The organism is Massilia terrae (assembly GCF_024753145.1).
Classification (GTDB): domain Bacteria; phylum Pseudomonadota; class Gammaproteobacteria; order Burkholderiales; family Burkholderiaceae_D; genus Telluria; species Telluria terrae.
Genome location: NZ_JANUGU010000006.1, coordinates 256,597 through 280,122 on the forward strand (window position 1 = coordinate 256,597; position 23,526 = coordinate 280,122).

The window sequence follows — 23,526 nt, forward strand, 5'->3', positions numbered from 1 at the left end:
CATTGTCATGAGTGGGCGGCAGGCCTGCCGCGCCGCCCACCAACCTAGCGAGAACGCCATGCCGAACCTTGATGAAGACACCCTCAAAGCCCACCTGAAGACGCTGCACCGCAGCCTGAACGAGACCGACAGCGCCGATTCGGAGCTGGAGATGCTGCTGCGCCAGCTCGACGGCGACATCCAGCGCCTGCTCGACAAGAAGGCCAACGACCCCGACCGCAACACCTACGGCCTGGCCTCGCGCGCCCAGGAGCTGACGGCCAAGTTCGCGGTGCGCCATCCGCATCTCGCGCCGACCCTGCAGGAGCTGGGCCGGATCCTGGCCAATATGGGTATCTGAGAAAACGACAAGTTATTGATAGTTAAGCCGTTTTTCAGGCCGGGGGAGGGCCGGGGAAACGGTTTTCCGGTAAAATGCCGGCCAATGAGCTCCCCGACCAATCTTTTCGCGTCCGTCCCCAAGCGTTCCAGCCGCGCGGCCGCCGCCCCGTTCCTGCCGATGTCGCGCGCCGAAATGGCCAAGCTGGGCTGGGACGAGTGCGACGTCATCCTCGTCACCGGCGACGCCTATATCGACCATCCGAGTTTCGGCATGGCCCTGATCGGCCGCCTGCTGGAAGCGCAGGGCTTCCGGGTCGGCATCATCAGCCAGCCGGACTGGCATTCGGCCGAGCCGTTCCGCGCGCTCGGCAAGCCGCGCCTGTACTTCGGCATCACGGCCGGCAACATGGACTCGATGATCAACCGCTACACGGCCGACCGCAAGATCCGTTCGGAGGACGCGTACACCCCCAACGGCGAGCCCAACAAGCGCCCGGACCGCGCGCTGACCGTGTACGCCCAGCGCGCGCGCGAAGCTTATCCGGACGTGCCGATCGTGGTCGGCTCGATCGAGGCCTCGCTGCGCCGCATCGCCCACTTCGACTACTGGTCGGACAAGGTGCGCCGTTCGGTGCTGCCGGATTCGAAGGCCGACCTGCTCCTGTACGGTAACGCCGAGCGCGCGCTGGTCGCGCTGACCCAGCGCCTGGACGCCGGCGAAGACATCAAGGACATCCGCGACCTGCGCGGCACCGCCTTCATGGTGCCGCTGGGCTGGCTGCCGGCCGACGACTGGACCGTGCAGGCCTCCGCCGGCGTCGACGTGCCGGGCCGCGTGGATGCGATCCCGAATCCCTACCAGGAGATCCCGCAGGACCGCTCCTGCGCGACCGACGCCAAGGCGGCCGAGCCGGAAGTCAAGCCGATCAAGATATTGAGCCGCGAAGAGCGCCAGGCCGCGGCGCGCGCAAAGCACAACAAGACCGTGATGCGCCTGCCGTCCTACGAGGTGGTGAAGGACGATCCGGTCATGTATGCGCACGCCTCGCGCGTGCTGCACCTCGAATCGAACCCCGGCAACGCGCGCGCGCTGGTGCAGGCGCACGGCGAGCGCGACGTCTGGATCAACCCGCCGCCGCTGCCGCTCGCGATGGACGAGATGGACGGCGTGTACGACCTGTCGTACGCGCGCGGCCCGCACCCGAGCTACGGCAACGCGCGCATCCCGGCGTGGGAGATGATCCGCTTCTCGATCAACATCATGCGCGGCTGCTTCGGCGGCTGCACCTTCTGCTCGATCACCGAGCACGAAGGGCGCATCATCCAGAGCCGCTCGGAGCCGTCGATCCTGCGCGAGATCGAGCACGTGCGCGACAAGACCAAGGGCTTCACCGGCACCATCTCCGACCTCGGCGGGCCGACCGCGAACATGTACCGGCTGTCGTGCAAGGACAAGAAGATCGAGGAGAGCTGCCGCCGCCTGTCGTGCGTGTTCCCGACCATCTGCAACAACCTCGGCACCGATCACAGCAAGCTGATCTCGCTGTACCGCAAGGCGCGCGCGATCCCGGGCGTGAAGCGGATCCAGATTTCGTCGGGCCTGCGCTACGACCTCGCGGTGCGCTCGCCCGAGTACGTGAAGGAACTGGTCACGCACCACGTCGGCGGCCTGCTGAAGATCGCGCCCGAGCACACCGAGCAGAACACGCTGTCGAAGATGATGAAGCCGGGGATCGGCGCCTATGACGAGTTCAAGGAGATGTTCGACCGCTTCTCGCGCGAGGCCGGCAAGAAGCAGTACCTGATCCCTTACTTCATCGCGGCGCACCCGGGCTGCACCGACGAAGACATGCTGAACCTGGCGCTATGGCTGAAGAAGAACAACTTCAAGCTGGACCAGGTGCAGACCTTCACGCCGACGCCAATGGCGATGGCGACCACGATGTACCACACGCGCAAGAACCCGCTGCACAAGATCGATGCGGATTCGGAGGTGGTGGAGACGGCGCGCAGCGGCAAGATCCGGCGCATCCACAAGGCCTTCCTGCGCTACTACGATCCGGAGAACTGGCCGCTGCTGCGCGAGGCGCTGCAGAAGATGGGGCGCGGTGACCTGATCGGCTACGGCGAGAAGCACCTGATTCCGCCGGCGCAGCCGAAGGAGGGCAGCGCGATGCCGGCCGGCGTGGAACGCAAGCGCGCTCCGGTGCAAGACAAGGTGCGCACCGCGCCGCCGCCGCGCCAGCGCAAGGGTGAGCGCGTGAGCGTGAGTTCGGCGCCGGTGCCGTCGGCTGCGGCGAAGGTGAAGCCGTCGATCCTCGACACCATCAAGACCAAGCCGAAGGCGGGGCGCAAGTAATCTTCAGCCACGAACGTCGTTCCCGCCTTCGCGGGAACGACGATCTCTCTTATGCACGGCTTACCTTAAACCGCCAAATCCGCACTCGCGATCTTCTGCCTCAGCGCGCGCGCATTGCGGTGCCGTGCCCGCAGCCGCGGGTTGGTGAGCAGCCGCGCCAGCGTTTCGCCGACCAGCATCACCACGCCCAGCAGCGGCAGCACCAGCATCAGTCCCGCCACCCCGGCCAGCGCGCCGCCGGCGAACAGCATCAGCACCGTCACCAGCGGATGGATGCGCAGGCTGCGTCCCACCGTCAGCGGCATGAACACGAAGTCGTCCAGCAGCCGCGCCAGCACGAACACCACCACCGCGCTGTACGCGATCACCGGCTGGCTCGGAGCATCGGTCGAGGCCACCACCACCACCAGCACGCAGCCGGCGATCGAGCCCACGTACGGCACCCATGCCAGCAGCGCCGAGATCAGCCCCAGCACCAGCGGCGAGGACACACCGATGGTCCACAAGCCCAGCCCCAGCACCGCGGTGTCGATCACGGTCAGCCGGATCAGGCCCTCGAAGTAGCGGCGCGCGGTGCCGTCGACGTCGTGCAGCAGGCACAGGGTGCGTTCGAAGTAGGCGTTGGGCACGGCGCGCGCCAGGAAGCGCTTGAAGCGCACGCCGTCGCGCAGGAAGAAGAAGGTGAGGAAGGGGGCCAGCAGCAGCGAGGGCAGCCAGGACACCACCGCCAGCACCAGCGTGCCCAGATGGTGCTGGGCGAAGTCGTTGGTGAGCGCGCGGATCGAACGGTTGACGATGGCGCGCAGGTGCATGCTGGCGAAGATCGGCGAGCGCGATTCCAGTTCGGACGCGGTATTGCGGGCGAACGCGATGCCGCCGTTGACGTAGCGCGCGATGGCGGCCGGCCACGAGGCCGGGCCGGCCCAGGCCAGCAGCCCGGCGACCACCAGCAGCGCCAGCGTGAAGAACACGCCGCACACCACCAGCGCCGACAGGTTGCGGCTGGCGCCGGCGCGCACCATGCGCTGCATCGGTTCGAGCAGCATGTAGTACATCACGCCGCCCAGCAGCGCGGGCAGCACCAGCCACAGCATGTGCTGCAGCACCACCAGCAGCAGGCAGGTGGCGGCGACGATGCCGGCCCAGGCGACCGGGCCGGCGCGCTGCGGGCCCCTCATAGCGCTTCGAGCTGGGCCTGGGCGCCCATCCATTGGCGCAGCCGGCGGCCGAGCTGGCGCGCGAGCGCGAGCGCGATCTTGTAGCCGATCACGGCGTCGGTCTCCATCAGCGCCAGGAAGTCGGCGCGGAAGAACACCGCCAGCTCGCAGGCGTCGACCGCGCGCGCCTGGGCGTTGCGCGGGGTGTCGTCGATCAATGCCATGTCGCCGAAAAAGCTGCCCGGCTCCAGCAGCGCCACTTGCTGCCGGCCTTCGCCGCCATCGCGCACGATCGCGACCTGGCCGCTCATGACCAGATACAGCGCCTGGCCTTCCTCGCCCTCGTCGAACACGATCTCATCCGGCAGGTAGCGGCGCTCGTGCATCAGGCCATCCACGATCTTCAGCTCGAGCGGCTTGAGTGAGCCGAACAGGGGCGAATTCTTGAGCCGCTGCAGGCGCGGCGACATGGGCGGCGGTTTGAGGAAGCCAAACATCAAGGGAAACTCCGGGGGGCGCGGTATCGAATTGTGTCAATTATGCGGTATTCGCTGCGAACGCGGCTCTTTCTGGCCCGGATTTTCAACATCCCGCCATTGCTGGGGGGTGTTTGTGTTTACCAAATGCAATATTGTGCAACATCAACCTTTGAATCCATGTAATATATTCCTTCTAGGAAATTGTTGTTAGTGTTCAAGTATTATTGTCTCGTTGAACTGGGACGGAATTTAACAGGTGCCCCGTGATCGACATTCCAACCATCATTCTTGCCCTCAGCATCGGCAACCTCGGGTTTGCGCTGCTGATGGCCGGCTATGTCCGCGGCAGCGGGCCCGACCGCGCACTGCGGCTGTGGATGTGGTCGCGGCTGGTGCTGGGCCTGACCCAGTTCGTCGGCTGGGCCCTGCCGGGCACCTGGGCCGATGAAGTGGCGGCGGCCGGCGGCATTGGCTGCATCGCGGCCGAGGCCGCAGCCTATTGCATCTACTTCGGCTTCCACCGCTGGCAGCGCGTGCTGCTCCCGGCGGCGGGCGTGGCGCTGCTGGCGCTGGCGGGCGCCGCCGTGGCGGGGGCGAACTACGTCCAGCTGATGGGGCTGGCCTGCGCCTTCGTGGCCGTGTTCGCGGCGGCGATCGCCTTCATCCTGCTGCGCGCGCGTACCGGCCGCCCCAGCTTCCTGCAGCGCGTGATCGGCGTGAACGACGCGCTGTTCGCGCTGTGCATGGCGCTGGGCGGTTGGGAGGGCCTGCTGCACCCTGAGCACGCACTGGGCAGCAATCCCGCGCACGCGGTGGCCGGCATGGCGGCCTACCTGTTGATGATCGTGAACAGCGTCGGCTTCCTCCTGCTGTGCAAGCAGAAGGGCGACGAGCAGATGGCGCTGCTGGCGACCACCGATTTCCTCACCGGCCTGATCAACCGCCGCGCCTTCTTCGAGCGCGCCGAGGCCGCGCGCCTGCTGGCGCTGCGCCTGCGCAAGCCCATCGCGCTGCTGATGCTCGACATCGACCACTTCAAGCAGCTCAACGACCGCTACGGCCATGCCGCCGGCGACGAGGCCCTGACGGCATTCGCGGCGACCGCGCGTGCGACCTTGCGCGAACACGACATCATGGGCCGCCTGGGCGGCGAGGAATTCGCGCTGGCGCTGCCCGCCACCGACCTGGGCGGCGCGCTGTTGGCGGCAGAACGGTTGCGGCGGGCGGTGAGCGCGGCGCCGGTGGTGCTTGGCTGCGGCGCCGAGCACGTCCTGAGGGTCAGCATCGGCGTGGTAGTGGTCGAACCCAACGAGCCGCTGACGGCGGCGCTGGCGCGCGCCGACCATGGCCTGTACGCGGCCAAGAGCGGCGGCCGTGACCGCGTCGAGACCGGTCCGGCGGTACTCAGGCGCGCGTGAGCGAGGGGAAAAGAAAAAGGGCCCGGTGTGCAACCGGGCCCTTTCGGATGTTGGCGGAGCGGACGGGGCTCGAACCCGCGACCCCCGGCGTGACAGGCCGGTATTCTAACCAACTGAACTACCGCTCCGTTTTAAAACTGATCGGTACCTCGCTTTTCCGACATCGTTCTGGTGGGCGCTGAGAGGCTCGAACTCCCGACCTAAGCCTTGTAAGGGCTCCGCTCTACCAACTGAGCTAAGCGCCCGATGTCATCGACGTTTGTCATCACGTCCGAAGAAGAGGCCGAATCATAGCGTATCCCTTGAAGGACGCGCAAGGGTTTTTCGAAAAAAGCATGGGGAAGTGACGGCGGGAACTGCAAACTGTCGTGTTTTTGACGCTACCGCAATTTGCGAGGGAACGTCGTTCGCGCGCAGGCGGGAACGACGTTCTCTTTTCGGCTTAGAGGACCGAACCGCTGGCGCCGGCCTGCAGCCAGCCCCCCTTCACGTGCAGATCGGCCGTCAGGTAGCCCTGTCCCACCAGCGCCGCCACCGTCCAGTCGCCCAGCAGCACCGTGTTGCCGTTCAGCGCGCCGCCCGTGATCGCCACCGCGTCGATCGAACCGTTGCCGTCCAGGTCGATGTCGGCGAAGCTGAAGCCGTCCGCCGCCTTGGCGCCCTTGATGAAGGCGTTGACGTCGGCCGCGGTCTCGGCGCCGGCGTAGCCGACCACGATGGTGTCCAGGTTGCCGTGGAAGTCGGTGATCAGGTCGGTGCCGGAATCGGCCGTGATCACGAAGGTGTCCTGGCCATTGCCACCGGTGAGGATGTCGTAGCCCGCGCCGCCGACCAGGATGTCGTTGGCGTTGCCTCCGTCCAGCGTGTCCGCGCCGGCGCCGCCGAACAGGACGTCCTTGCCGTTGCCACCGATGAGGGTGTCGCTGCCATCCAGGCCGCGCGCGACGTCGCCGCCATTGCCCGCGTAGTAGACGGTGTCGTGGCCCGCCGTGTCGACGAAGGTGGAGGCCTTGACGGTCCCGTAGACCACCTGGTTATCGCCCGCTTCCGTCACCGTGACCTTGACCGTCACCGGGGCGCTCAGGCCGCCGTGGCCGTCGTCGGCGCGGTAGGTGAAGCTGTCCTCGAGCGACTGGCCGGTGGCCATCTTGTCGAACACCTCGGCGTCGGCGGCGTACACCACCTTGCCGTGGTCGATCTTCAGCGTCGCGCCCAGCGCCGACTTCAGGCTGCCGAGCACGATCGCCAGCGCGTCGCCGTCGACGTCGCTGTCGTTGGCCAGCACCTCGATCGTGACCGTGCCGTTTTCCAGCACCGCGGCGGCATCGGCCACCGCGACCGGCGCATCGTTGACCGGCGCCACCGACAGGTCGACCTTGGTCACCGCCGACAGGCCGCCGAAGCCGTCGCTGGCCTGGTAGCTGAAGCTGTCGGCGCCGTTGTAGTTGGCGGCCGCCAGGTACTCGAAGGAGCCGTCGGCGTTGAGCTTGAGCGTGCCGTGCGCCGGGCCGTTGACCAGCACCGCGCTCAGCGCGTCGCCGTTCGGGTCGGCGTCGTTGGCCAGCACGCCGTGGGCGGCATCGACCACCAGCTTGACGTCTTCGTCGGTGCCGTAGCCGGCGTCGGCGCCGGCCACCGGAGCGCTGTTGATCAGCACGCGCGACAGCACCGGATCGTGGTCGGTCGGCGCGGTGGCGTAGGGCAGGTTGGAGTTCACGTGCACGATGTCGAACTGCGCCGCGTCGTACAGCTTGGACGACACCAGGATGTGGTCGATCTGCTCGTTGTTGCCCTCGAAGGTGCTGCTGTAGCGGTCGTTCGGATCGAGCTTCCAGGTCAGGTTGGTCATCTGGCCGCCGTCTTCCAGCTGGGTCAGCGACTTTTCCCAGTACATGCCGTTGAAGTCGCCGCCGACCACCACGTTGGCGCCCGGGTTGGCCGCCATCAGCTTCTGCACATAGTCCTTCACCGCCAGCGTCTGGTCGGTGCGGCGCGCGTCGCCGGACACGATGGCCGGCTGGTCGACGCCGTACATCTCTTCGCTGCCCAGGCGCGAGTAGTTGTGGACGCTGACGAAGGTGACGGTCTCGCCGTGGAACTGGAAGTCCGCGACCAGCGGCTTGCGGCTGTTCTTGAAGGAGTCGCCGTCGGCCGGGGTGACGTCGCTCAGCAGCTTGACCGAGCCGGCCACGTAGCTGACCACGTCCGGGTTGTACAGGATGACGTTGCGAATGTTGCCGTTGGATTCGCCGCCGTTGCTGTTCTCGCTGGTCGGGTCGATCGTGACCCACGAGTAGCGCGGGCCACCGGCGGCCACGATGGCGTCGAGCAGCTTGTTGATGGTGACGTCGGCCGACAGCACGCCGGTGCCGGTGCCGTTGCTGTCCTGGACTTCCTCGACGCCGAGGATGTTCGGCGAACCCAGGCTGTGCACGACGTCGTAGCCGAGGTCGTCGAACTTGGACTGCGGGTCGAACGGGTCCATGTTCGCCATGTTGTAGGCGCCCACGGTCAGGTGCGCGGCATCGCCCTTGAGCGTGGTGGTTTCGTCGCTGATCGCGATGCGGTCCTTCACGGTCGGGATCGAGGTCGGGATCACTTCGTAGTTGCCGCCGAAGTAGTGCATCACGCCTGTGATGTCGCCCAGCAGGTCGCCGGTCTCGAAGCTGGTGGTCTCGGAGCCCGGGGCCACGCCGCCGTCGGTGAAGATGTCGATGCGCTCGGGGTTGGCGTCGGTGCCGCTGTGGGTGATGCCGCCGCGGTCGTTCATGCCGGTCGCGCCCTTGCCCTGGTCGGCCACCACATAGGTCACGTTCTTGTAGGTGTCGTCGATCACCTGCGCGTTCTTGACCGTGACCACCATGCCTTCCAGCGATTCGTAGAAGTCGATGCCATCGTGGTCCGGATTGAAGGTCGCGAAGTGGTCGCTGTCGATCGCTTCGGTCGGCGGCAGGCGGCCGCCCTCGCCGATGATGGTCGGCGCGATCAGGTTGCCGCTGCTGACCACCGACAGCGAATTCAGGTTGGAGACTTCGGTGATGGTCAGGTTGTTGGTGTCGCTTCCCTGGTACTCGACCACGGTGCCCTGCAGCTTGACCATGTCGCCCACGTGCACCTTGTCGATGTAGTTCGGCGCGAACACGAACACGGCATCGGAGGTGGCGTCGTTGCCGTCGCCGTTCGGGTCCTGGATCCAGAAGCCCTTGGTGCCGGTGGTGTCGATCGCGGTCACCACGCCCATCGTGTTGACCAGCGTGTTCTCGTACGGCGAGCGATGGCCCGCGCCCTGGATCTCGTAGGTGTGGGTGAGGTCGGCGATGGTCTTGAAGTCGATCGGGTTGGCGCCGGTGCCGCCCCAGGCGTTGCCCGACATGTCCAGCACCGCGCCGGCGTCGATGCTGACGTGGTAGGTGGACTGGGTGTGCAGCGCATCGGTGGGGTTGATGACCACGGACTGGCCGGACACGCTGACCTGGCTCGCGTCCGTCACGTTGATCACGCGGGTGTCGCCGGCGCCGTCGCTGATGGTGATGGCGCCGCTGCCGAGTTTGACCAGCTCGTTGAAGTTGAGGACCAGGTTGGCGTCCTGGCCGATGCCGATCGCGTTGTCGGCCGGGGTGCTGGACGACAGCACGGGCGGCGTCAGGTCCGCCGCCAGCGCCTTGCTGCTCACCTTGATGTTGTCCACGCCGATCCACTCGTCGCTGCCGACGGCGTCGGTGGTCATGATGCGGATCTCGACCTGCGACTGGTTGTTGACGGCGAGCGGCAGGTCCAGTTCCAGGTGGGTCAGCTGGGTCGCCTGCGACGGGCCGGTGGAGGCGTCGGCCACATAGCCGCCGTCGAGGTTGATCCAGGGGCCGCTGTCGCCGATGCGGTACTGCACGTTCACTTGCTGGACCGAGTTGTCGGCGCTGCCGTCGATGTCGCGCAGGTCGACCGAGAAGTGCAGGTCCTGGCGTCCGGACGCGTCCAGGTAGAGCACCAGGTTCGGCGCCGGCGAGCCGCCCGAGCCCTGCATGGCGACGGTGGAATCGGCCAGCTGGAATTCGGCCACGCCGCCGTTGGTGATGTTCGGATTGGTCTGGTTCGCGAGCACCTGGCCGGTGGTGGTCGTGCTGTCGGCGGTGATGGTGCGCGGATCCTTGCCGGTGGTGCTGGTCAGGCCGACCCCGGCGTAGCCCATGATCGAGTCGACGCCGCTCCAGTCGTTGCTGGTGGAGATCAGGCTGGTGTTGCTCCAGTCCTGATAGAAATCCGCGTTGGACAGCTTGTAGAAAGTCTTCGACATGCAGTTCCCCTGTTGTTGTTGCGCTGGTGGTCAAGCGGACTGCCGTATCCTCGGCCTTCAAATTGTCCGCGGGAAAATTAATTGTGCAGCATCTCATCTACTGCGGGTAAATATTATTTCGCTAATAAGTGCGCGGCCTTTCCGATATAAATTGCCGCATAGGAACTCATTACGCGACCGAATATCTTGCCATTCAGGTATGACATATTGATGACGTGTCCAGACCGCGGACGCGCTCGTGTTAGCAGGCGGCTACGGCAGGAAAATTTTCTGTTGCAGGCATGCCGAAAAGCCCGTTACTTACCCGCACGCAACGCTTTCTGGGGTTAGCCTTCACGCTCTTTTCTTCAAGCACTTGCTTTCGGCAAAGGAGTTACATGAAGTCAATCTGGAAGCTGTGTGCGGCGGCCCTGATCGCGGCCGGCGCATTCACCGGCCTGGCACAGGCCCAACAAGCCAAGATGGCGCACGGCGTGCCCTTCGTGGCGCAGACCGATCGCCTGATCATCAAGTACAAGGATTCGGAACCGAACGGCAAGGGCGCGGCCCATGCCGCCCCGATCAGCCAGGCGCGCAAGGCCCTGATCGACCGCGCGGGCCAGCAGTTCGGCCAGACCATGAAGCTGCTGCACACCATCGGCACCGGCGCCCACGTGATGCAGCTGGACCACAAGATGTCGCTGGACGAGGCGCAGGCAATGGCGGCCGACCTGATGGCGGGCGATCCCTCGGTCGAGTACGCCGAGCCGGACCGCATCATGACGGCCCAGTTCACGCCCAACGATCCGCAGTACAGCAACCAGTGGGATTACTACGACGCCACCGGCGGCCTGCGCCTGCCCGCGGCCTGGGACAAGTCGACCGGCGCCGGCATCAACGTGGCGGTGATCGACACCGGTTACCGCCCGCACGCCGACCTGTCCGGCCAGATCCTGCCGGGCTATGACTTCATCAGCAGCGCCACGATCGCCAACGACGGCAATGGCCGCGACAGCGATGCCAGCGACCCGGGCGACTGGGCCCCGGCCGGTTCCTGCGGCACGGGCGTGCCGTCGTCGGACCAGCCATCCAGCTGGCACGGCACCCACGTGGCCGGCACCATCGCGGCGCTGACCAACAACGGCGTCGGCGTGGCGGGCGTGGCGTATGGCGCGAAGATCGTGCCGGCGCGCGTGCTCGGCCGCTGCGGCGGCTACACCTCGGACATCGCCGACGCGATGATCTGGGCTTCGGGCGGCACCATCAGCGGCGTACCCGACAACGCCAACCGCGCACGCGTGCTGAACCTGTCGCTGGGCGGCAGCGGCGCCTGCGACAGCACCACCCAGAACGCGATCAACAGCGCGCGCTCGCGCGGCAGCGTGGTGGTGGTGGCGGCCGGTAACTCGAACGTCAACGCCAGCAATGCCAGCCCGGCCAACTGCCAGGGCGTGATCGTGGTGGCGGCCACCAACCGCGCCGGCGGCAAGGCCTCGTACTCGAACTACGGCGCGATCGTGACGGTGGCGGCGCCGGGCGGCGATTCCACCGGCGGCATCCTGTCGACCCTGAACGCGGGCACCACGACGCCGGCCGGCGACACCTACGCCTACTACATGGGCACCTCGATGGCCACCCCGCACGTGGCCGGCGTGGTGGCGCTGATGCTGTCGAAGAACCCGAGCCTGACGCCGGACGACGTCGCGGCCAGGCTGAAGGCGACCGCGCGCCCGTTCCCGGCGGCCTGCTCGGGCTGCGGCGCCGGCATCGTCGATGCCTCGGCAGCGGTGACGGCGGCGATCGGCACGACTACGACCCCGACGGCGCCCACCATCAACGAGACCGAGTCGAACAACACGCTGGCGAGCGCGAATCCGGTGAGCACCAGCGGCACCACGGTCAACGGCAATATGGGCTCGTCCACGGATACGGATTACTTCGTGGTGCAGCTCCCGGCCGGCAAATCGCTGACCGCGACGCTGACGCCGAATGCGAGCTCGGACTATGACCTGTATGTGTACGACGCCAACGGGACCCTGCTGGGCAAGAGCGTGAACGGCGCCGGGCAGATCGACGCCGTGACGCTGGCGAACGGCAGCAGCGCGACGGTGGCGCGGTATGTGCGGGTGTACTACTACGCGGGTGGGACTGGGGCGACCGGTGGCAAGTACACGCTGAAGCTGGGCTGGTAAGTAAGGTAGTAACGTCACAAAGCGCGGCGCCAGCCGCGCTTTTTTGTTAGCCGCAAAACCGTCGTCCCGGCGCAGGCCGGGACCCATGGACAGCGTGCGTTGCCGAAACGTTGAAGCCGCAGGCCTATTTGCTCAGCATGGGTTCCGGCCTTCGCCGGAACGACGGGCTTTAGCCAAACTTGCAATCATCCACGCTTCCATGGAATACTGTACGAATTCACAGTATTTCAACATCCCCGTGACCGACCGCGCCCGCAAAATCATCCACTGCGATTGCGACTGCTTCTATGCGTCGGTCGAGATGCGCGATGATCCATCGCTGCGCGGCCGCCCGCTCGCGGTTGGCGGCCGCCCCGAGCAGCGCGGCGTGGTCGCGACCTGCAACTACGAGGCGCGCAAGTTCGGCATCCATTCCGCCATGGCGACCGCCCAGGCCATCAAGCTGTGCCCGCAACTGCTGGTGCTGCCGCCGGCGATGGAGAAATACCGGATCGCCTCGCGCCAGATCATGGAGATCTACCGCAGCTACACCGAGCTGGTCGAGCCGCTGTCGCTGGACGAGGCCTACCTCGACGTGACCGATTCGCCGCACTGCAAGGGCAGCGCCACCCTGATCGCGCAGGAGATCCGGCAGCGCATCTTCGAGACGGTCGGCATCACCGCCTCGGCCGGCGTGGCGCCGAACAAGTTCGTGGCCAAGATCGCCAGCGACTGGAACAAGCCGGACGGCCTGTTCCTGGTGCGGCCCGGCGAGGTGGACGCCTTCGTCGCGGCGCTTCCGGTGAAGAAGCTGTTCGGCGTGGGCAAGGTCACCGCGGCCAAATTGAACAATCTCGGCGTGCAGACCTGCGCCGACCTGCGCAGCTGGACCGTGCAGGACCTGCAGCATCACTTCGGCAGCTTCGGCCTGCGCCTGCACGACTTGTGCCGCGGCATCGACTTCCGCGAAGTCAGCAACTCGCGCGAGCGCAAGTCGATCAGCACCGAGGAAACCTACACGCCGGACGTGCCGGACCTGTCGGCCTGCCTGGACCTGCTGCCCGAGTTGTACGAGCAACTGATCGGCCGCATCAAGCGCTCGGGTGCTGAAAAAATGGTCAACAAGCTGTTCGTGAAGATCAAGTTCGCGGACTTCCAGCAGACCACGGTCGAATGCGTCGGCTTCGCGCCACATATCCCGACCTACGCGCGGCTGATGGAGACCGGCTGGCTGCGTGCCAGCCGTCCCGTTCGCCTGCTGGGCGTGGGTGTGCGGCTGGGCGATGCCGAGCAGGTCGAGCAGCTGCGGCTGTTTGACGATGAGGCAACAGTGTGAAAAAGCGGCTGCCGCGGGTGAGAACTTGCACCTCGGCAGCGTGTAGAATGTCGTTCCCCTGAAAAACTGAGACAACGGAAATCCAAGCTTATGTGGTTCAAGAATCTCCAGATCTACCGTCTGCCCGCGCCGTGGGCGTTCACTCCCGAGCAAATGGAAGAGGCCCTGAAGCCACAAGGTTTTGTTCCCGCCAGCAGCAATGAACTGCTGCGCCAGGGCTGGGATTCGCCGCGCGGCAATGGCAATCTCGTCCATGTGGTCAACAAGCAAATGCTGCTGGTGCTCGGCACCGAGAAAAAGCTGCTGCCGGGTTCGGTGATCAACCAGGTCGCCAAGGCCAAGGCTGCCGAGCTGGAAGAGCAGCAGGGCTTCCCGCCGGGCAAGAAGGCGATGAAGGAACTGAAGGAGCGTGTGGCCGACGAGCTGCTGCCGCGCGCGTTCTCGATCCGCAGCAATGTGTGGGTGTGGATCGACCCGGTCAACGGCTGGCTGGTGGTGGACGCGGCGAGCCCGACCAAGGCCGACGACGTGATCAAGCTGCTGCTGAAGGCGGTGGACCGGATGCCGCTGGAATCGCTGCGCGTGCAGCGTTCGCCGGTGGCGGTGATGACCGGCTGGCTGGAAGCGGACGAGGCGCCGTACGGCTTCACGATCGACCAGGATACCGAACTGCGCGCCACGGGCGAGAGCAAGGCCGCGGTGCGTTACGTGAAGCACACGCTGGAGCCGGACGATATCCGCCGCCACATCGCCGCGGGCAAGCAGTGCACGCGCCTGGCGATGACGTGGAACGACCGCATCTCCTTCGTGCTGACCGAGCAGCTGGCGATCAAGGGCGTGAAGCCGCTGGATGTGATCAAGGAAGGCGAGTCGGTCACCTACAGCGATGACGAGCGCTTCGATAACGACATCACCTTGATGACGGGTGAGTTGGCCAAACTGATGGCCGATGTCGTTGAGGCATTGGGCGGGGAAGCCAAGGCCTGATAGATCGCTGCGCGCAACTTAAAGTATGAACCGTCGTTCCCGCGAAGGCGGGAACCCATAGACAGTATGCGCGGCCGCGCTTTTACGCCGCAGGCCTGCAAGCTCAGCATGGGTCCCCGCCTCCGCGGGGACGACGGTTTCGAAGCTAAACAAGAAGGCAGCAAACGCAGCAAGGCGGGCGGGAACCTTACTGGTTTCCAGTAACCTCCTCGCTCGTCGCCGGCTCCTCCGATTTCCCACCCATATGCCGCGCCTGATGCGGCGCCGGCTTGCCCTCCATCGGCGGCAGCGCTTTCGCCTTCTCCAGATCGATCCCCGCGCGCTCCGCCACGCGCCGCCCGTAGTCCTCGTCGCAGTGCCACAGGTGCCACACCATCCTCAGCTGGATCGGCTCGGGGCATGACTTCAGGTCGCCACCGACATTGTTGATCAGCTCCTCCCGCTCCCAGTCCTCGAAGCTCCGGTAACGCTCGCCCGCCTGGCGGTAGTCATCCGCCGTGCGCGAGGTCTGGTAGCGGCCGAGATGGCCTTCGACGTGCTGGTGGTAATCATGCTCCGGCTGCGCCGCTTCCTTCAGCCCGCCCACCAGGCTGGGCTCGTAGTTGATGTGCTTGTCCTCGCCCCCGGTGTCGACGTAGAACGCCATCTGCCCGTCGCGCTGGTTGGTGCGCGGCTGCGCGCCTTGCTGCGGTGCGTTGACCGGCAGCTGCAGGTAGTTGGCGCCAACGCGGTAACGCTGCGTGTCCGAATACGACAAGGTGCGCCCTTGCAGCATCTTGTCGTCCGAGAAGTCGACGCCATCCACCAGCACCCCGGTCCCGAAGGCCGACTGCTCCGTCTCCGCAAATACATTGTCCGGATTCTTGTCGAGCACCATGCGGCCCAGCGGCAACAGCGGGAACTTGTCTTCGGGCCAGAGCTTGGTGTCGTCCAGCGGATCGAAATCGAGCTCGGGATGGTCGCCGTCCGCCATCAGCTGCACGCAGAATTCCCACTCCGGGAACTCGCCGCGCTCGATCGCTTCATACAGATCGCGCGTGGCATGGCTGACGTCGTGCGCCTGGATCTCGGCGGCCTGCCGCGCGGTCAGGTTGCGCACGCCTTGCTTGGGCACCCAGTGGAACTTGACCAGGTGCGCCACGCCCTGGTCGTTCACCAGCTTGTAGGTGTTCACGCCCGAGCCTTCCATTTCGCGGTAGCTGGCGGGGATGCCCCACGGGCTCTTGACCCAGGTAACCATGTGCAGCGCTTCCGGGCTGTTGCTGACGAAGTCGTAGAAGCGCCAGGCTTCCTGCCGGTTGGTGACCGGGTCCGGCTTGAATGCGTGGATCATGTCCGGGAACTTGATCGCGTCGCGGATGAAGAAGATCTTGAGGTTGTTGCCCACCAAATCCCAGTTGCCCTCGACGGTCTTGAACTTGACCGCGAAGCCGCGCGGGTCGCGTGCGGTCTCGGGCGAATCCTTGCCGCCGATAACGGTGGAGAAGCGCACGAACATCGGCGTGCGCACGCCGGTCTGGTTCAGCACTTTGGCGCGCGTGTACTTGGATGCGGGCTCGTTTCCAATGTTGCCGTAAGCTTCAAAAAAGCCGTGGGCGCCGGTGCCGCGCGCGTGCACCACGCGCTCCGGCACGCGCTCGCGGTCGAAGTGCGTGATCTTTTCGATGAACTGGTAGTTCTCGAGCGTCGCCGGCCCGCGCTCGCCGACGGTGCGCATCGACTGGTTGTCGCGGACAGGATGACCTTGCCGGGTGGTCAGCGTCGGGCGCTTGTCTTCCATGTTGGGCTCCCCCTTGGTTCGTCTGGAGAGCCGAGTATAGGAAGACGCCGCCAAGGGCAGCGCCACGTTGACGCAGCCGCTTACTTCGGCTCGAACACGCCGGCGGCGCGGTTCTTGGTCACGTTATCCCACGAGAACACCTTGCCGTTCATGGCCACGTACACGCCGGACGGCAGGGCCTGCGCGACGCCGCAGGCGAAGCCGAGGTTGAACAGCGCGTCCGAATTGGCGATCTCGTAGGGGATCATGGCGCCGGTCAGGATGATGGTCTTGTCGAGCGCGGCCGCGCCCAGCACGCCGGCGGTCTCGCGCATGGTGTCGGTGCCGTGGATGATGACGATGGCGCGCTCCGCCGAGGCCTGGCAGGAGGCCAGCACGCGCTGGCGGTCGGCGTCCTGCATGTCGAGCGAGTCGAGCAGGGGCAGGGTTTCCAGCGCGACAGGAATCGTCATGCGCGAGCGCGCGATGACCTGTGGCAAGTGGCTCTCGGCAAAGTCGAGCTTGCCCTTGATTTCGTCATAATGCTTGTCGAAGGTGCCGCCGGTGGCAATGATGCGCAAAGTCATAATCGTTTATAAACTAGTCGAAAAAAAGGTGGCTAATGATAGCTGCAAACGAGGTGTATCCACATGTGTCTGCGCTAGAATCGCTGCGGTCAGATGAGTACACTCCACTCCCTTCGAACCCATAAAGCCTACGATTCAATGAAAGCCGTTGCTCCAGGAACCGTGATTTTCCACCGTCACAAAGGCTATGGCGTGATTGTGCACGTCAACCTGCTGACGGGATGGATCTCGGCCCGCTTCGGCAACGAAGCGCGCACGCTTGACCTGAACCTGTCGAGTGACGAAGTGCAGCATGCCGACGGCGAGCCGATCCTGTTCCGCCGCGCTCCGCCGGACCGCATGCCGCACGCGCGCCTGATGGCGATGGTGCGCGAGTTGCACAAGGCGGGCTACCAGAAACTCTACCTCTATTCGTGGCCGAAGCCGTCCGGCTTGCACTGGCGCTGGCACCTGTTCACCGGCAAGCGCGACTGGATGCAGCGTCCGTGGCGCGAGGGCTGGTATGGCTCGGGCGCCGAGTACAACAACAATCCGGTGATGGGCTGGGGCGATACGCCGGGCGCCAGCACCGACGAGCTGATCCACTCTCTGGCGAAGTTCGATCCGCAGGGCCTGGCGCAGGCGCTGGGCAAGGACGAAGACCACACGGCGTGGTTCGCGGACGTGTGCGAGCTGCTGTTGCCGGGGTATATGTATAGCCTGGATATGCAGCGGGCGACGGCAGGGGGCGTGCGGGACAATCCTGCTGTGCCCATCGTGCCGGTGCGCGCGGGCTTGCCCCACTACAGCGGGCCGGCGATCGGCTGGCCGCCGGGCTGGGCCGGATTGTGGACGCGGTCGCATGTGATGCCGGCCCGTCGCATCAATCTCACGGGCGAGCCCGAGCTGCGCTGATCTGCTTGCAAAATGGGGTTCCCGCCTGCGCGGGAAGTCGTTTCCGGCAGTGCCGGGAACGACGAATGAGCTTAGTTAAAGCGGAAAGTAAGGTCGTCGTTCCCGCGCAGGCGGGAACCCCATTTCTTCAGCAAACCGCTTAGGCTTCCAACGCCTCGGGATTAAGAATATTGCTTGGCTTCCCGCTCGCAAAATTCACCACGTTCTCGAACGCCGCCCTGAAATACATCTCGTAGCTGTCCTTCTCCACATACCCCAGGTGCGGCGTCGCCAGCACCGTCGGGATGCGCAGCAGCTCCGCCCCCGCCGGCAGCGGTTCATCGTTGAACACATCCAGCGCCGCCCACCCCGGCCGCCCCGCACGCAAGGCCGCCTCCAGCGCCCCTTCCTGCACCAGTTCCGCACGGCTGGTGTTGACGAACAGCGCATCCGGCTTCATCCGCGCCAGGTCCTCCGCCGTCACCAGCCCGCGTGTCGCATCGGCCAGCCTGATGTGCAGGCTCAGCACGTCCGCCTGTTCAAAGAAAGCCTCACGGCTCGGCGCGGCTTCGAAGCCATCCGCCACCGCCGCCTGCCGGCTCTTCTCGCCGCCCCACACCAGCACCCGCATCCCGAAGGCCTTGCCGTAGCCCGCCACCAGCTTGCCGATCTTGCCGTAGCTCCAGATCGCCAAGGTGCGGCCCTTGAGCGTGCGCCCCAGCCCGTTGAGCTGCGGGTTCACCGAGGCCGTCTGCCACAGCCCGTCCTTGAGATTGTTGGCATAGGGGACGATCCGCCGGCTGGCGGCCATGACCAGCGCCCAGGTCAGCTCGGCCGGCGCCACCGGCGAGCCAACCCCTTCCGCGATCGCGATGCCATGCTCGGTGGCCGCCACCACATCCACGTGGCCGCTGACCTTGCCGGTCTGCGAAATCAGCTTCAGGTTCGGCAGCTTGGCGAGCAGTGCACGCGGGAAAGTGGTGCGCTCGCGGATCAGCACCAAAGCGTCGAAGGACGCCAGCCGGATCGCCAGCTGGCCGATCCCGCGCGCGGAATTGGTGAACACTTTGACCTCGTGGCCGTCCAATAAACGGAAGCAGTCGAGATGCCGTACGGCATCTTGGTAATCATCGAGAATGGCAATCTTCATCACTTTTAACTGAAATTAGGCAAGATTTCGTAAAAGATTAACACGATATCCGGTTTTCCGAATAGTGCACTACATTGGTCAACAATTATTCCTACATTTTTGTTGTGACGAGCTTGAATCGGTCAATCAGGGGTGTACAATCGGCCGGAAAGTTACAGGGTTGACACACTTCCCCCCCGCACGACCGGTCTTGAAAAAATATAAAAAATACAAGACTATGCTATGACCGCCGTACCTGCCGAACCCATCCCATTGATGGCTTCCCCAGCGCCAGCGAGCCGCCGCCTGGCGCGGCCCACCGGGCACACGACGATCCTGAGGTACCGGGACGACAGAATTCTTAATTGGTATTGGAGGACCTATGAACCAGCCCGTGATGGGCGGCGTCGCCGCACTGAACGTTCCTGATCACATCAAGCATCAAAAGCTCGTCAATTGGGTAGCGGAAATCGCCGCCCTGACCAAGCCGGACAGCGTCTACTGGTGCGACGGCTCGGCCGAAGAAGCCGACCGCCTGTGCAAGCAGATGGTGGCGGCCGGGACGATGACGAAGCTGAACCCCGAGAAGCGCCCGAATTCCTACCTCGCCTGCTCCGACCCGAGCGACGTCGCCCGCGTCGAAGACCGCACCTTCATCTGCTCCGCCACCCGCGAGCAGGCCGGCCCGACCAACAACTGGACCGACCCGGCCGAGATGCGCCGCACCCTCAACGGCCTGTTCGACGGCTGCATGGCCGGCCGCACGCTGTACGTGATCCCGTTCTCGATGGGCCCGCTGGGCTCGCCGATCGCCCACATCGGCGTCGAGCTGTCCGACTCGCCCTACGTGGTGGTCAACATGCGCATCATGACCCGCATGGGCCGCGCCGTGTACGACGTGTTGGGCGAAAACGGCGAGTTCGTGCCCTGCGTGCACTCGGTCGGCATGCCGCTCGCGGCCGGCCAGCAGGATGTGCGCTGGCCATGCAATGCGACCAAGTACATCGTGCACTATCCGGAAACCCGCGAGATCTGGTCGTTCGGTTCCGGCTACGGCGGCAACGCGCTGCTGGGCAAGAAATGCTTCGCGCTGCGTATCGCCTCGAACATGGGTTACCAGGAAGCGCAGGCTGGCGGCACCGGCTGGCTGGCCGAGCACATGCTGATCCTGGGCGTGGAATCGCCGCAGGGCGAGAAGAACTACGTCGCCGCCGCCTTCCCCTCGGCCTGCGGCAAGACCAACTTCGCGATGCTGATCCCGCCGGCCGGCTTCGAAGGCTGGAAGGTCACCACCATCGGCGACGACATCGCCTGGATCAAGCCGGGCGCCGACGGCCGCCTGTACGCGATCAACCCGGAAGCCGGCTACTTCGGCGTGGCGCCGGGCACCAACGACAAGACCAACCACAACTGCATGGCATCGCTGCAGCGCGACACCATCTTCACCAACGTCGCGCTGACCGATGACGGCGACGTCTGGTGGGAAGGCATGACCAAGGAGCTGCCATCGCACCTGATCGACTGGCAGGGCCGCGACTGGACCCCGGCCTCGGGCACCAAGGCCGCGCACCCGAACGCGCGCTTCACCGTGGCAGCGACCCAGAACCCGGTGATCGACCCGGCCTGGGACGATCCGGCCGGCGTGCCGATCTCCGCCTTCATCTTCGGCGGCCGCCGCTCGACCACGGTGCCGCTGGTGACCGAGGCGCGCGACTGGACCGAGGGCGTGTACATGGCCGCGACCATGGGCTCGGAGACCACCGCCGCCGCCGCCGGCCAGATGGGCGTGGTGCGCCGTGACCCGTACGCGATGCTGCCCTTCATCGGCTACAACATGAGCGAGTACTTCCAGCACTGGCTCGACCTGGGCCGCAAGGTGGCCACGAAGAACCCGGCCGCGCTGCCGAAGATCTTCTGCGTGAACTGGTTCCGCACCGACGACAAGGGCAGCTTCGTGTGGCCGGGCTACGGCGACAATATGCGCGTGCTGAAGTGGATCCTGGACCGCACCCACGGCCAGGGCGGCGGGGTCGAGAACATGTTCGGCATCACGCCGCGCTACGGCGACCTGAAATGGGATGGCCTCAGCTTCACCGAGGACCAGTTCAAGCAGATCACCTCGATCGACAAGGACGCGTGGCGCGAGGAGCTCAAGCTGCACAGCGAACTGTTCGACAAACTGGCATACCGCCTGCCGCAGGAGCTGGTGGCGACCAAGGCCAAGCTGGAGAAGTCGCTGGCTGAGTGATGAAGTGCGGCCGCTGGACGGCCGCGTTTAAAAGAAGAGCCGCAGTCCGCTGCGGCTTTTTTTCGCCTGTAATGCTTACCCCTGATAGTCCGTCGTTTCCCGCGCACGCGGGAACGACGGGGTTTGCTGGTTCATGCACCGCGCTTGAGAGCGTGGCTTTCGAGCCACTCGCTGCGCTCAATATTGCACAGTTTGCAACCCGTGATTATGATGGGCTGATCGCGATAACCCGTGCTGCCCATGAAGACGATTCTCCAGTCGGAATCCAGCGAGTGCGGTTTGGCCTGCCTGGCGATGATCGCCTGCCACTACGGCCACAACGTCGAGCTGTCCGAGCTGCGCCAGCGTTTCTCGGTCAGCCTCAAGGGCGTCACCCTGCCCAACCTGATCCGCTACGCTGCTTCCCTGCACCTGTCGGCGCGGCCCCTGCGGCTTGACCTCGACAGCCTGGGCGAACTGCAACTGCCCTGCATCGTCCACTGGAACCTCAACCACTTCGTCGTCCTGCGCAAGGTGAGCACGCGCTGGCGCGGCGGCACCGTGGTCACCATCATCGACCCGGCCTCGGGCGAGCAGAAGATGACGCTGGACGAGTTCTCGCGCTCCTTCACCGGCATCGCGCTCGAACTCGCGCCCACGCCAGAATTCGAGGTGCGCGAAGAAGCGCGGCGCGTGTCGATCCGCCAGCTCACCGGCGAGATCAAGGGCCTGCGCGGCGCGGTGGCGCAAGTGCTGGCGCTGGCGTTCGCGCTCGAAGTGTTCGCGCTGGTGCAGCCGCTGTTCAACCAGTTCGCGCTCGACTACGTGATCGTCAGCGGCGACATGGAGCTGATGCTGGTGCTGGTGCTCGGCTTCGCGCTGGTGCTCGTCACGCGCTCCGCGATCGACCTCGCGCGCAGCTGGGTGCTGATGCGCTGGGGGATGCAGGTCAGCCTGCAATGGTCGCTGCGCCTGTTCAGCCACCTGACGCGGCTGCCGATGTCCTACTTCGAAAAGCGCCACCTCGGCGACGTCGTGTCGCGCTTCGGCAGCATCGGCTCGATCCAGAGCACGCTTACCAGCCTGTTCGTCGAGACCGTTCTCGATGGCCTGATGGCGGTGCTGGCGCTCGGCATGATGCTGGTCTACAGCCAGGCGCTGGCGCTGGTGGTCGTGCTCGCGGTGGTGGCGTATGCGCTGCTGCGCTGGCTGTTCTACGGACCGCTGCGCGACGCGTCGAAGGAGCGGCTGGTGCTGGCGGCGAAGGAGAACACGCACTTCCTCGAAACCGTGCGCGCGATGAGCACCCTGAAGCTGTTCGGCCGCGAAGCCGAGCGCCGCGCGACCTGGCAGAACCTCAAGGTCGACGTCAACAACCGCGACATCCGCACGCAGAAGCTGACCATCGTGTTCCGCATGCTGAACACTGCGATCTCGGGCGCGCAGACGCTGGTCGTGTTCTACATCGGCGCCGCGCTGGTGACGCGCAATGTGCTCACGGTCGGCATGCTGATGGCCTTCATCAGCTATGCGTCGACATTTTCATCGCGCCTGTTCAATGTGATCGACGTGCTGGTCAACGTGAAGATGCTCGGCCTGCACGCGGAGCGGCTGGGCGATATCGTCGGCACGCCGGCGGAGGCCGAGCCGCCGATGGAGACTGACCTGCGCCGCATCGCGCCCGCCATCAGCCTGCGCGGCGTGAAGTTCCGGTATGGCGATGCGGAGCCGTGGGTGCTGAACGGCGTGGACCTGGAGATCCCGGCAGGCGAAAACGTCGCGCTGGCGGGAGGCAGCGGATGCGGCAAGACCACGCTGTGCAAGATCATGGTCGGCTTGCTCGAACCGGTCGAAGGCGAGGTGCTGGTGGGCGGCATTCCTGTGCGCCAGCTGGGGCTGCGCAGCTACCGGCAGATGATCGGCACGGTGATGCAGGACGATGTGCTGCTGGCCGGGTCGATCCTTGAGAACATCTGCTTCTTCGACGTGGCGCCGGACCTGGAGCGTGTGGAGCAGTGTGCGCGGCTGGCCGCGGTGCACGAGGAGATCGCGGCGATGCCGATGGGGTACCAGACGCTGGTGGGCGAGATGGGCAGCAGCCTGTCGGGCGGGCAGAAGCAGCGCGTGCTGCTGGCGCGCGCGCTGTACAAGCAGCCGATGGTGCTGGCGCTGGACGAAGCGACCAGCCACCTGGACCTGGCCAACGAGCGCAAGGTCAATCATGCGCTGGCGGGACTGGAGCTGACGCGGATCTCGGTGGCGCACCGGCCGGATACGATACGTGCGGCGCGGCGGGTGGTGACGCTGGCGGGTGGGGTCATCGTGAGCGACATGGAGCAGGTGCCGCGGGTGACCGTGGCGGCGTAAGCCTTACTACCATCGTCGTCCTCGCGAAGGAGAGGACCCATGGAACGCTTGCAGGTGACGCTGTTGCCGCGGGCCGGTGCACTCGG

Annotated in this window: 15 protein-coding genes and 2 tRNA genes; 9 read left to right on the forward strand and 8 right to left on the reverse strand. The window is 65.5% G+C overall.

Going from position 1 to position 23,526, the window contains the following annotated elements; genetic code table 11:
* Positions 1 to 58: 58 nt before the first annotated feature.
* Positions 59 to 340: a DUF4404 family protein gene (locus tag NX778_RS17845; RefSeq protein WP_258813132.1), complete on the forward strand. Its 282-nt coding sequence runs from the start codon at positions 59 to 61 to the stop codon at positions 338 to 340.
* 84 nt (positions 341 to 424) lie between these two features.
* Positions 425 to 2,680: a YgiQ family radical SAM protein gene (locus tag NX778_RS17850; protein ID WP_258813133.1), complete on the forward strand. Its 2,256-nt coding sequence runs from the start codon at positions 425 to 427 to the stop codon at positions 2,678 to 2,680.
* A 65-nt stretch (positions 2,681 to 2,745) separates the two neighbouring features.
* On the opposite strand, the gene NX778_RS17855 is transcribed toward NX778_RS17850, so the two are convergent.
* Positions 2,746 to 3,858, reverse strand: a complete 1,113-nt coding sequence (locus NX778_RS17855; protein ID WP_258813134.1) for an AI-2E family transporter — start codon at positions 3,856 to 3,858, stop codon at positions 2,746 to 2,748.
* Positions 3,855 to 4,334 carry a cyclic nucleotide-binding domain-containing protein gene (locus NX778_RS17860; RefSeq protein ID WP_258813135.1) on the reverse strand — a complete coding sequence of 160 codons (480 nt, stop codon included), beginning with the start codon at positions 4,332 to 4,334 and terminating at the stop codon, positions 3,855 to 3,857. Before NX778_RS17860 ends, NX778_RS17855 begins: the two co-directional genes overlap by 4 nt.
* Positions 4,335 to 4,579: 245 nt before the next feature.
* Between NX778_RS17860 and NX778_RS17865 the strand changes: the two genes are divergently transcribed.
* Positions 4,580 to 5,734, forward strand: coding sequence for a GGDEF domain-containing protein (locus NX778_RS17865; protein WP_258813136.1), 1,155 nt, complete (start codon positions 4,580 to 4,582; stop codon positions 5,732 to 5,734).
* 51 nt (positions 5,735 to 5,785) lie between these two features.
* Here the strand turns inward: NX778_RS17865 and NX778_RS17870 are convergent.
* The 3 genes from NX778_RS17870 to NX778_RS17880 form a co-directional block, all read right to left on the reverse strand.
* Positions 5,786 to 5,862, reverse strand: a tRNA-Asp gene (locus NX778_RS17870).
* A gap of 41 nt (positions 5,863 to 5,903) precedes the next feature.
* Positions 5,904 to 5,979, reverse strand: a tRNA-Val gene (locus NX778_RS17875).
* 197 nt (positions 5,980 to 6,176) lie between these two features.
* A complete protein-coding gene (locus NX778_RS17880; RefSeq protein ID WP_258813137.1) occupies positions 6,177 to 10,025 on the reverse strand; it encodes a cadherin-like domain-containing protein in 3,849 nt (1,282 codons plus the stop codon).
* 377 nt (positions 10,026 to 10,402) lie between these two features.
* On the opposite strand from NX778_RS17880, the gene NX778_RS17885 reads away from it, so the two are divergent.
* The 3 genes from NX778_RS17885 (at position 10,403) to NX778_RS17895 (ending at position 14,498) form a co-directional block, all read left to right on the forward strand.
* Positions 10,403 to 12,196, forward strand: coding sequence for a S8 family peptidase (locus NX778_RS17885; RefSeq protein WP_258813138.1), 1,794 nt, complete (start codon positions 10,403 to 10,405; stop codon positions 12,194 to 12,196).
* 199 nt (positions 12,197 to 12,395) lie between these two features.
* Positions 12,396 to 13,511: a DNA polymerase IV gene (dinB, locus tag NX778_RS17890; protein ID WP_258813139.1), complete on the forward strand. Its 1,116-nt coding sequence runs from the start codon at positions 12,396 to 12,398 to the stop codon at positions 13,509 to 13,511.
* 90 nt (positions 13,512 to 13,601) lie between these two features.
* The gene (locus NX778_RS17895; RefSeq protein ID WP_258813140.1) at positions 13,602 to 14,498 is read left to right on the forward strand and encodes a recombination-associated protein RdgC; all 897 of its coding nucleotides are present in this window, start codon (positions 13,602 to 13,604) and stop codon (positions 14,496 to 14,498) included.
* Between the two features lie 187 nt (positions 14,499 to 14,685).
* Here NX778_RS17895 and NX778_RS17900 read toward each other — a convergent pair whose 3' ends face one another.
* Positions 14,686 to 16,278, reverse strand: coding sequence for a catalase (locus NX778_RS17900; RefSeq protein ID WP_258813141.1), 1,593 nt, complete (start codon positions 16,276 to 16,278; stop codon positions 14,686 to 14,688).
* 80 nt (positions 16,279 to 16,358) lie between these two features.
* Positions 16,359 to 16,844 carry an asparaginase domain-containing protein gene (locus NX778_RS17905; RefSeq protein WP_258813142.1) on the reverse strand — a complete coding sequence of 162 codons (486 nt, stop codon included), beginning with the start codon at positions 16,842 to 16,844 and terminating at the stop codon, positions 16,359 to 16,361.
* A gap of 138 nt (positions 16,845 to 16,982) precedes the next feature.
* On the opposite strand from NX778_RS17905, the gene NX778_RS17910 reads away from it, so the two are divergent.
* Positions 16,983 to 17,738 carry an L-asparaginase gene (locus tag NX778_RS17910; protein WP_258813143.1) on the forward strand — a complete coding sequence of 252 codons (756 nt, stop codon included), beginning with the start codon at positions 16,983 to 16,985 and terminating at the stop codon, positions 17,736 to 17,738.
* A 139-nt stretch (positions 17,739 to 17,877) separates the two neighbouring features.
* Here NX778_RS17910 and NX778_RS17915 read toward each other — a convergent pair whose 3' ends face one another.
* Positions 17,878 to 18,867, reverse strand: coding sequence for a D-2-hydroxyacid dehydrogenase family protein (locus NX778_RS17915; RefSeq protein WP_258813144.1), 990 nt, complete (start codon positions 18,865 to 18,867; stop codon positions 17,878 to 17,880).
* 361 nt (positions 18,868 to 19,228) lie between these two features.
* On the opposite strand from NX778_RS17915, the gene NX778_RS17920 reads away from it, so the two are divergent.
* The gene (locus tag NX778_RS17920) at positions 19,229 to 21,094 is read left to right on the forward strand and encodes a phosphoenolpyruvate carboxykinase (GTP) (protein WP_258813145.1); all 1,866 of its coding nucleotides are present in this window, start codon (positions 19,229 to 19,231) and stop codon (positions 21,092 to 21,094) included.
* A gap of 240 nt (positions 21,095 to 21,334) precedes the next feature.
* Positions 21,335 to 23,440 (forward strand): peptidase domain-containing ABC transporter, encoded by a 2,106-nt coding sequence (locus NX778_RS17925; RefSeq protein WP_258813146.1) that lies wholly within the window; start codon positions 21,335 to 21,337, stop codon positions 23,438 to 23,440.
* Positions 23,441 to 23,526 lie beyond the last annotated feature (86 nt).

What these genes read in the sequence shown, in the direction of transcription:
- NX778_RS17845 (WP_258813132.1), top strand. Translation starts at nt 59, where the DNA reads ATGCCGAACCTTGATGAAGACACCCTCAAAGCCCACCTGAAGACGCTG.
- NX778_RS17850 (WP_258813133.1), top strand. Translation starts at nt 425, where the DNA reads ATGAGCTCCCCGACCAATCTTTTCGCGTCCGTCCCCAAGCGTTCCAGC.
- NX778_RS17855 (WP_258813134.1), bottom strand. Translation starts at nt 3,858, where the DNA reads ATGAGGGGCCCGCAGCGCGCCGGCCCGGTCGCCTGGGCCGGCATCGTC.
- NX778_RS17860 (WP_258813135.1), bottom strand. Translation starts at nt 4,334, where the DNA reads ATGTTTGGCTTCCTCAAACCGCCGCCCATGTCGCCGCGCCTGCAGCGG.
- NX778_RS17880 (WP_258813137.1), bottom strand. Translation starts at nt 10,025, where the DNA reads ATGTCGAAGACTTTCTACAAGCTGTCCAACGCGGATTTCTATCAGGAC.
- NX778_RS17885 (WP_258813138.1), top strand. Translation starts at nt 10,403, where the DNA reads ATGAAGTCAATCTGGAAGCTGTGTGCGGCGGCCCTGATCGCGGCCGGC.
- dinB (WP_258813139.1), top strand. Translation starts at nt 12,396, where the DNA reads ATGGAATACTGTACGAATTCACAGTATTTCAACATCCCCGTGACCGAC.
- NX778_RS17895 (WP_258813140.1), top strand. Translation starts at nt 13,602, where the DNA reads ATGTGGTTCAAGAATCTCCAGATCTACCGTCTGCCCGCGCCGTGGGCG.
- NX778_RS17900 (WP_258813141.1), bottom strand. Translation starts at nt 16,278, where the DNA reads ATGGAAGACAAGCGCCCGACGCTGACCACCCGGCAAGGTCATCCTGTC.
- NX778_RS17905 (WP_258813142.1), bottom strand. Translation starts at nt 16,844, where the DNA reads ATGACTTTGCGCATCATTGCCACCGGCGGCACCTTCGACAAGCATTAT.
- NX778_RS17910 (WP_258813143.1), top strand. Translation starts at nt 16,983, where the DNA reads ATGAAAGCCGTTGCTCCAGGAACCGTGATTTTCCACCGTCACAAAGGC.
- NX778_RS17915 (WP_258813144.1), bottom strand. Translation starts at nt 18,867, where the DNA reads ATGAAGATTGCCATTCTCGATGATTACCAAGATGCCGTACGGCATCTC.
- NX778_RS17920 (WP_258813145.1), top strand. Translation starts at nt 19,229, where the DNA reads ATGAACCAGCCCGTGATGGGCGGCGTCGCCGCACTGAACGTTCCTGAT.
- NX778_RS17925 (WP_258813146.1), top strand. Translation starts at nt 21,335, where the DNA reads ATGAAGACGATTCTCCAGTCGGAATCCAGCGAGTGCGGTTTGGCCTGC.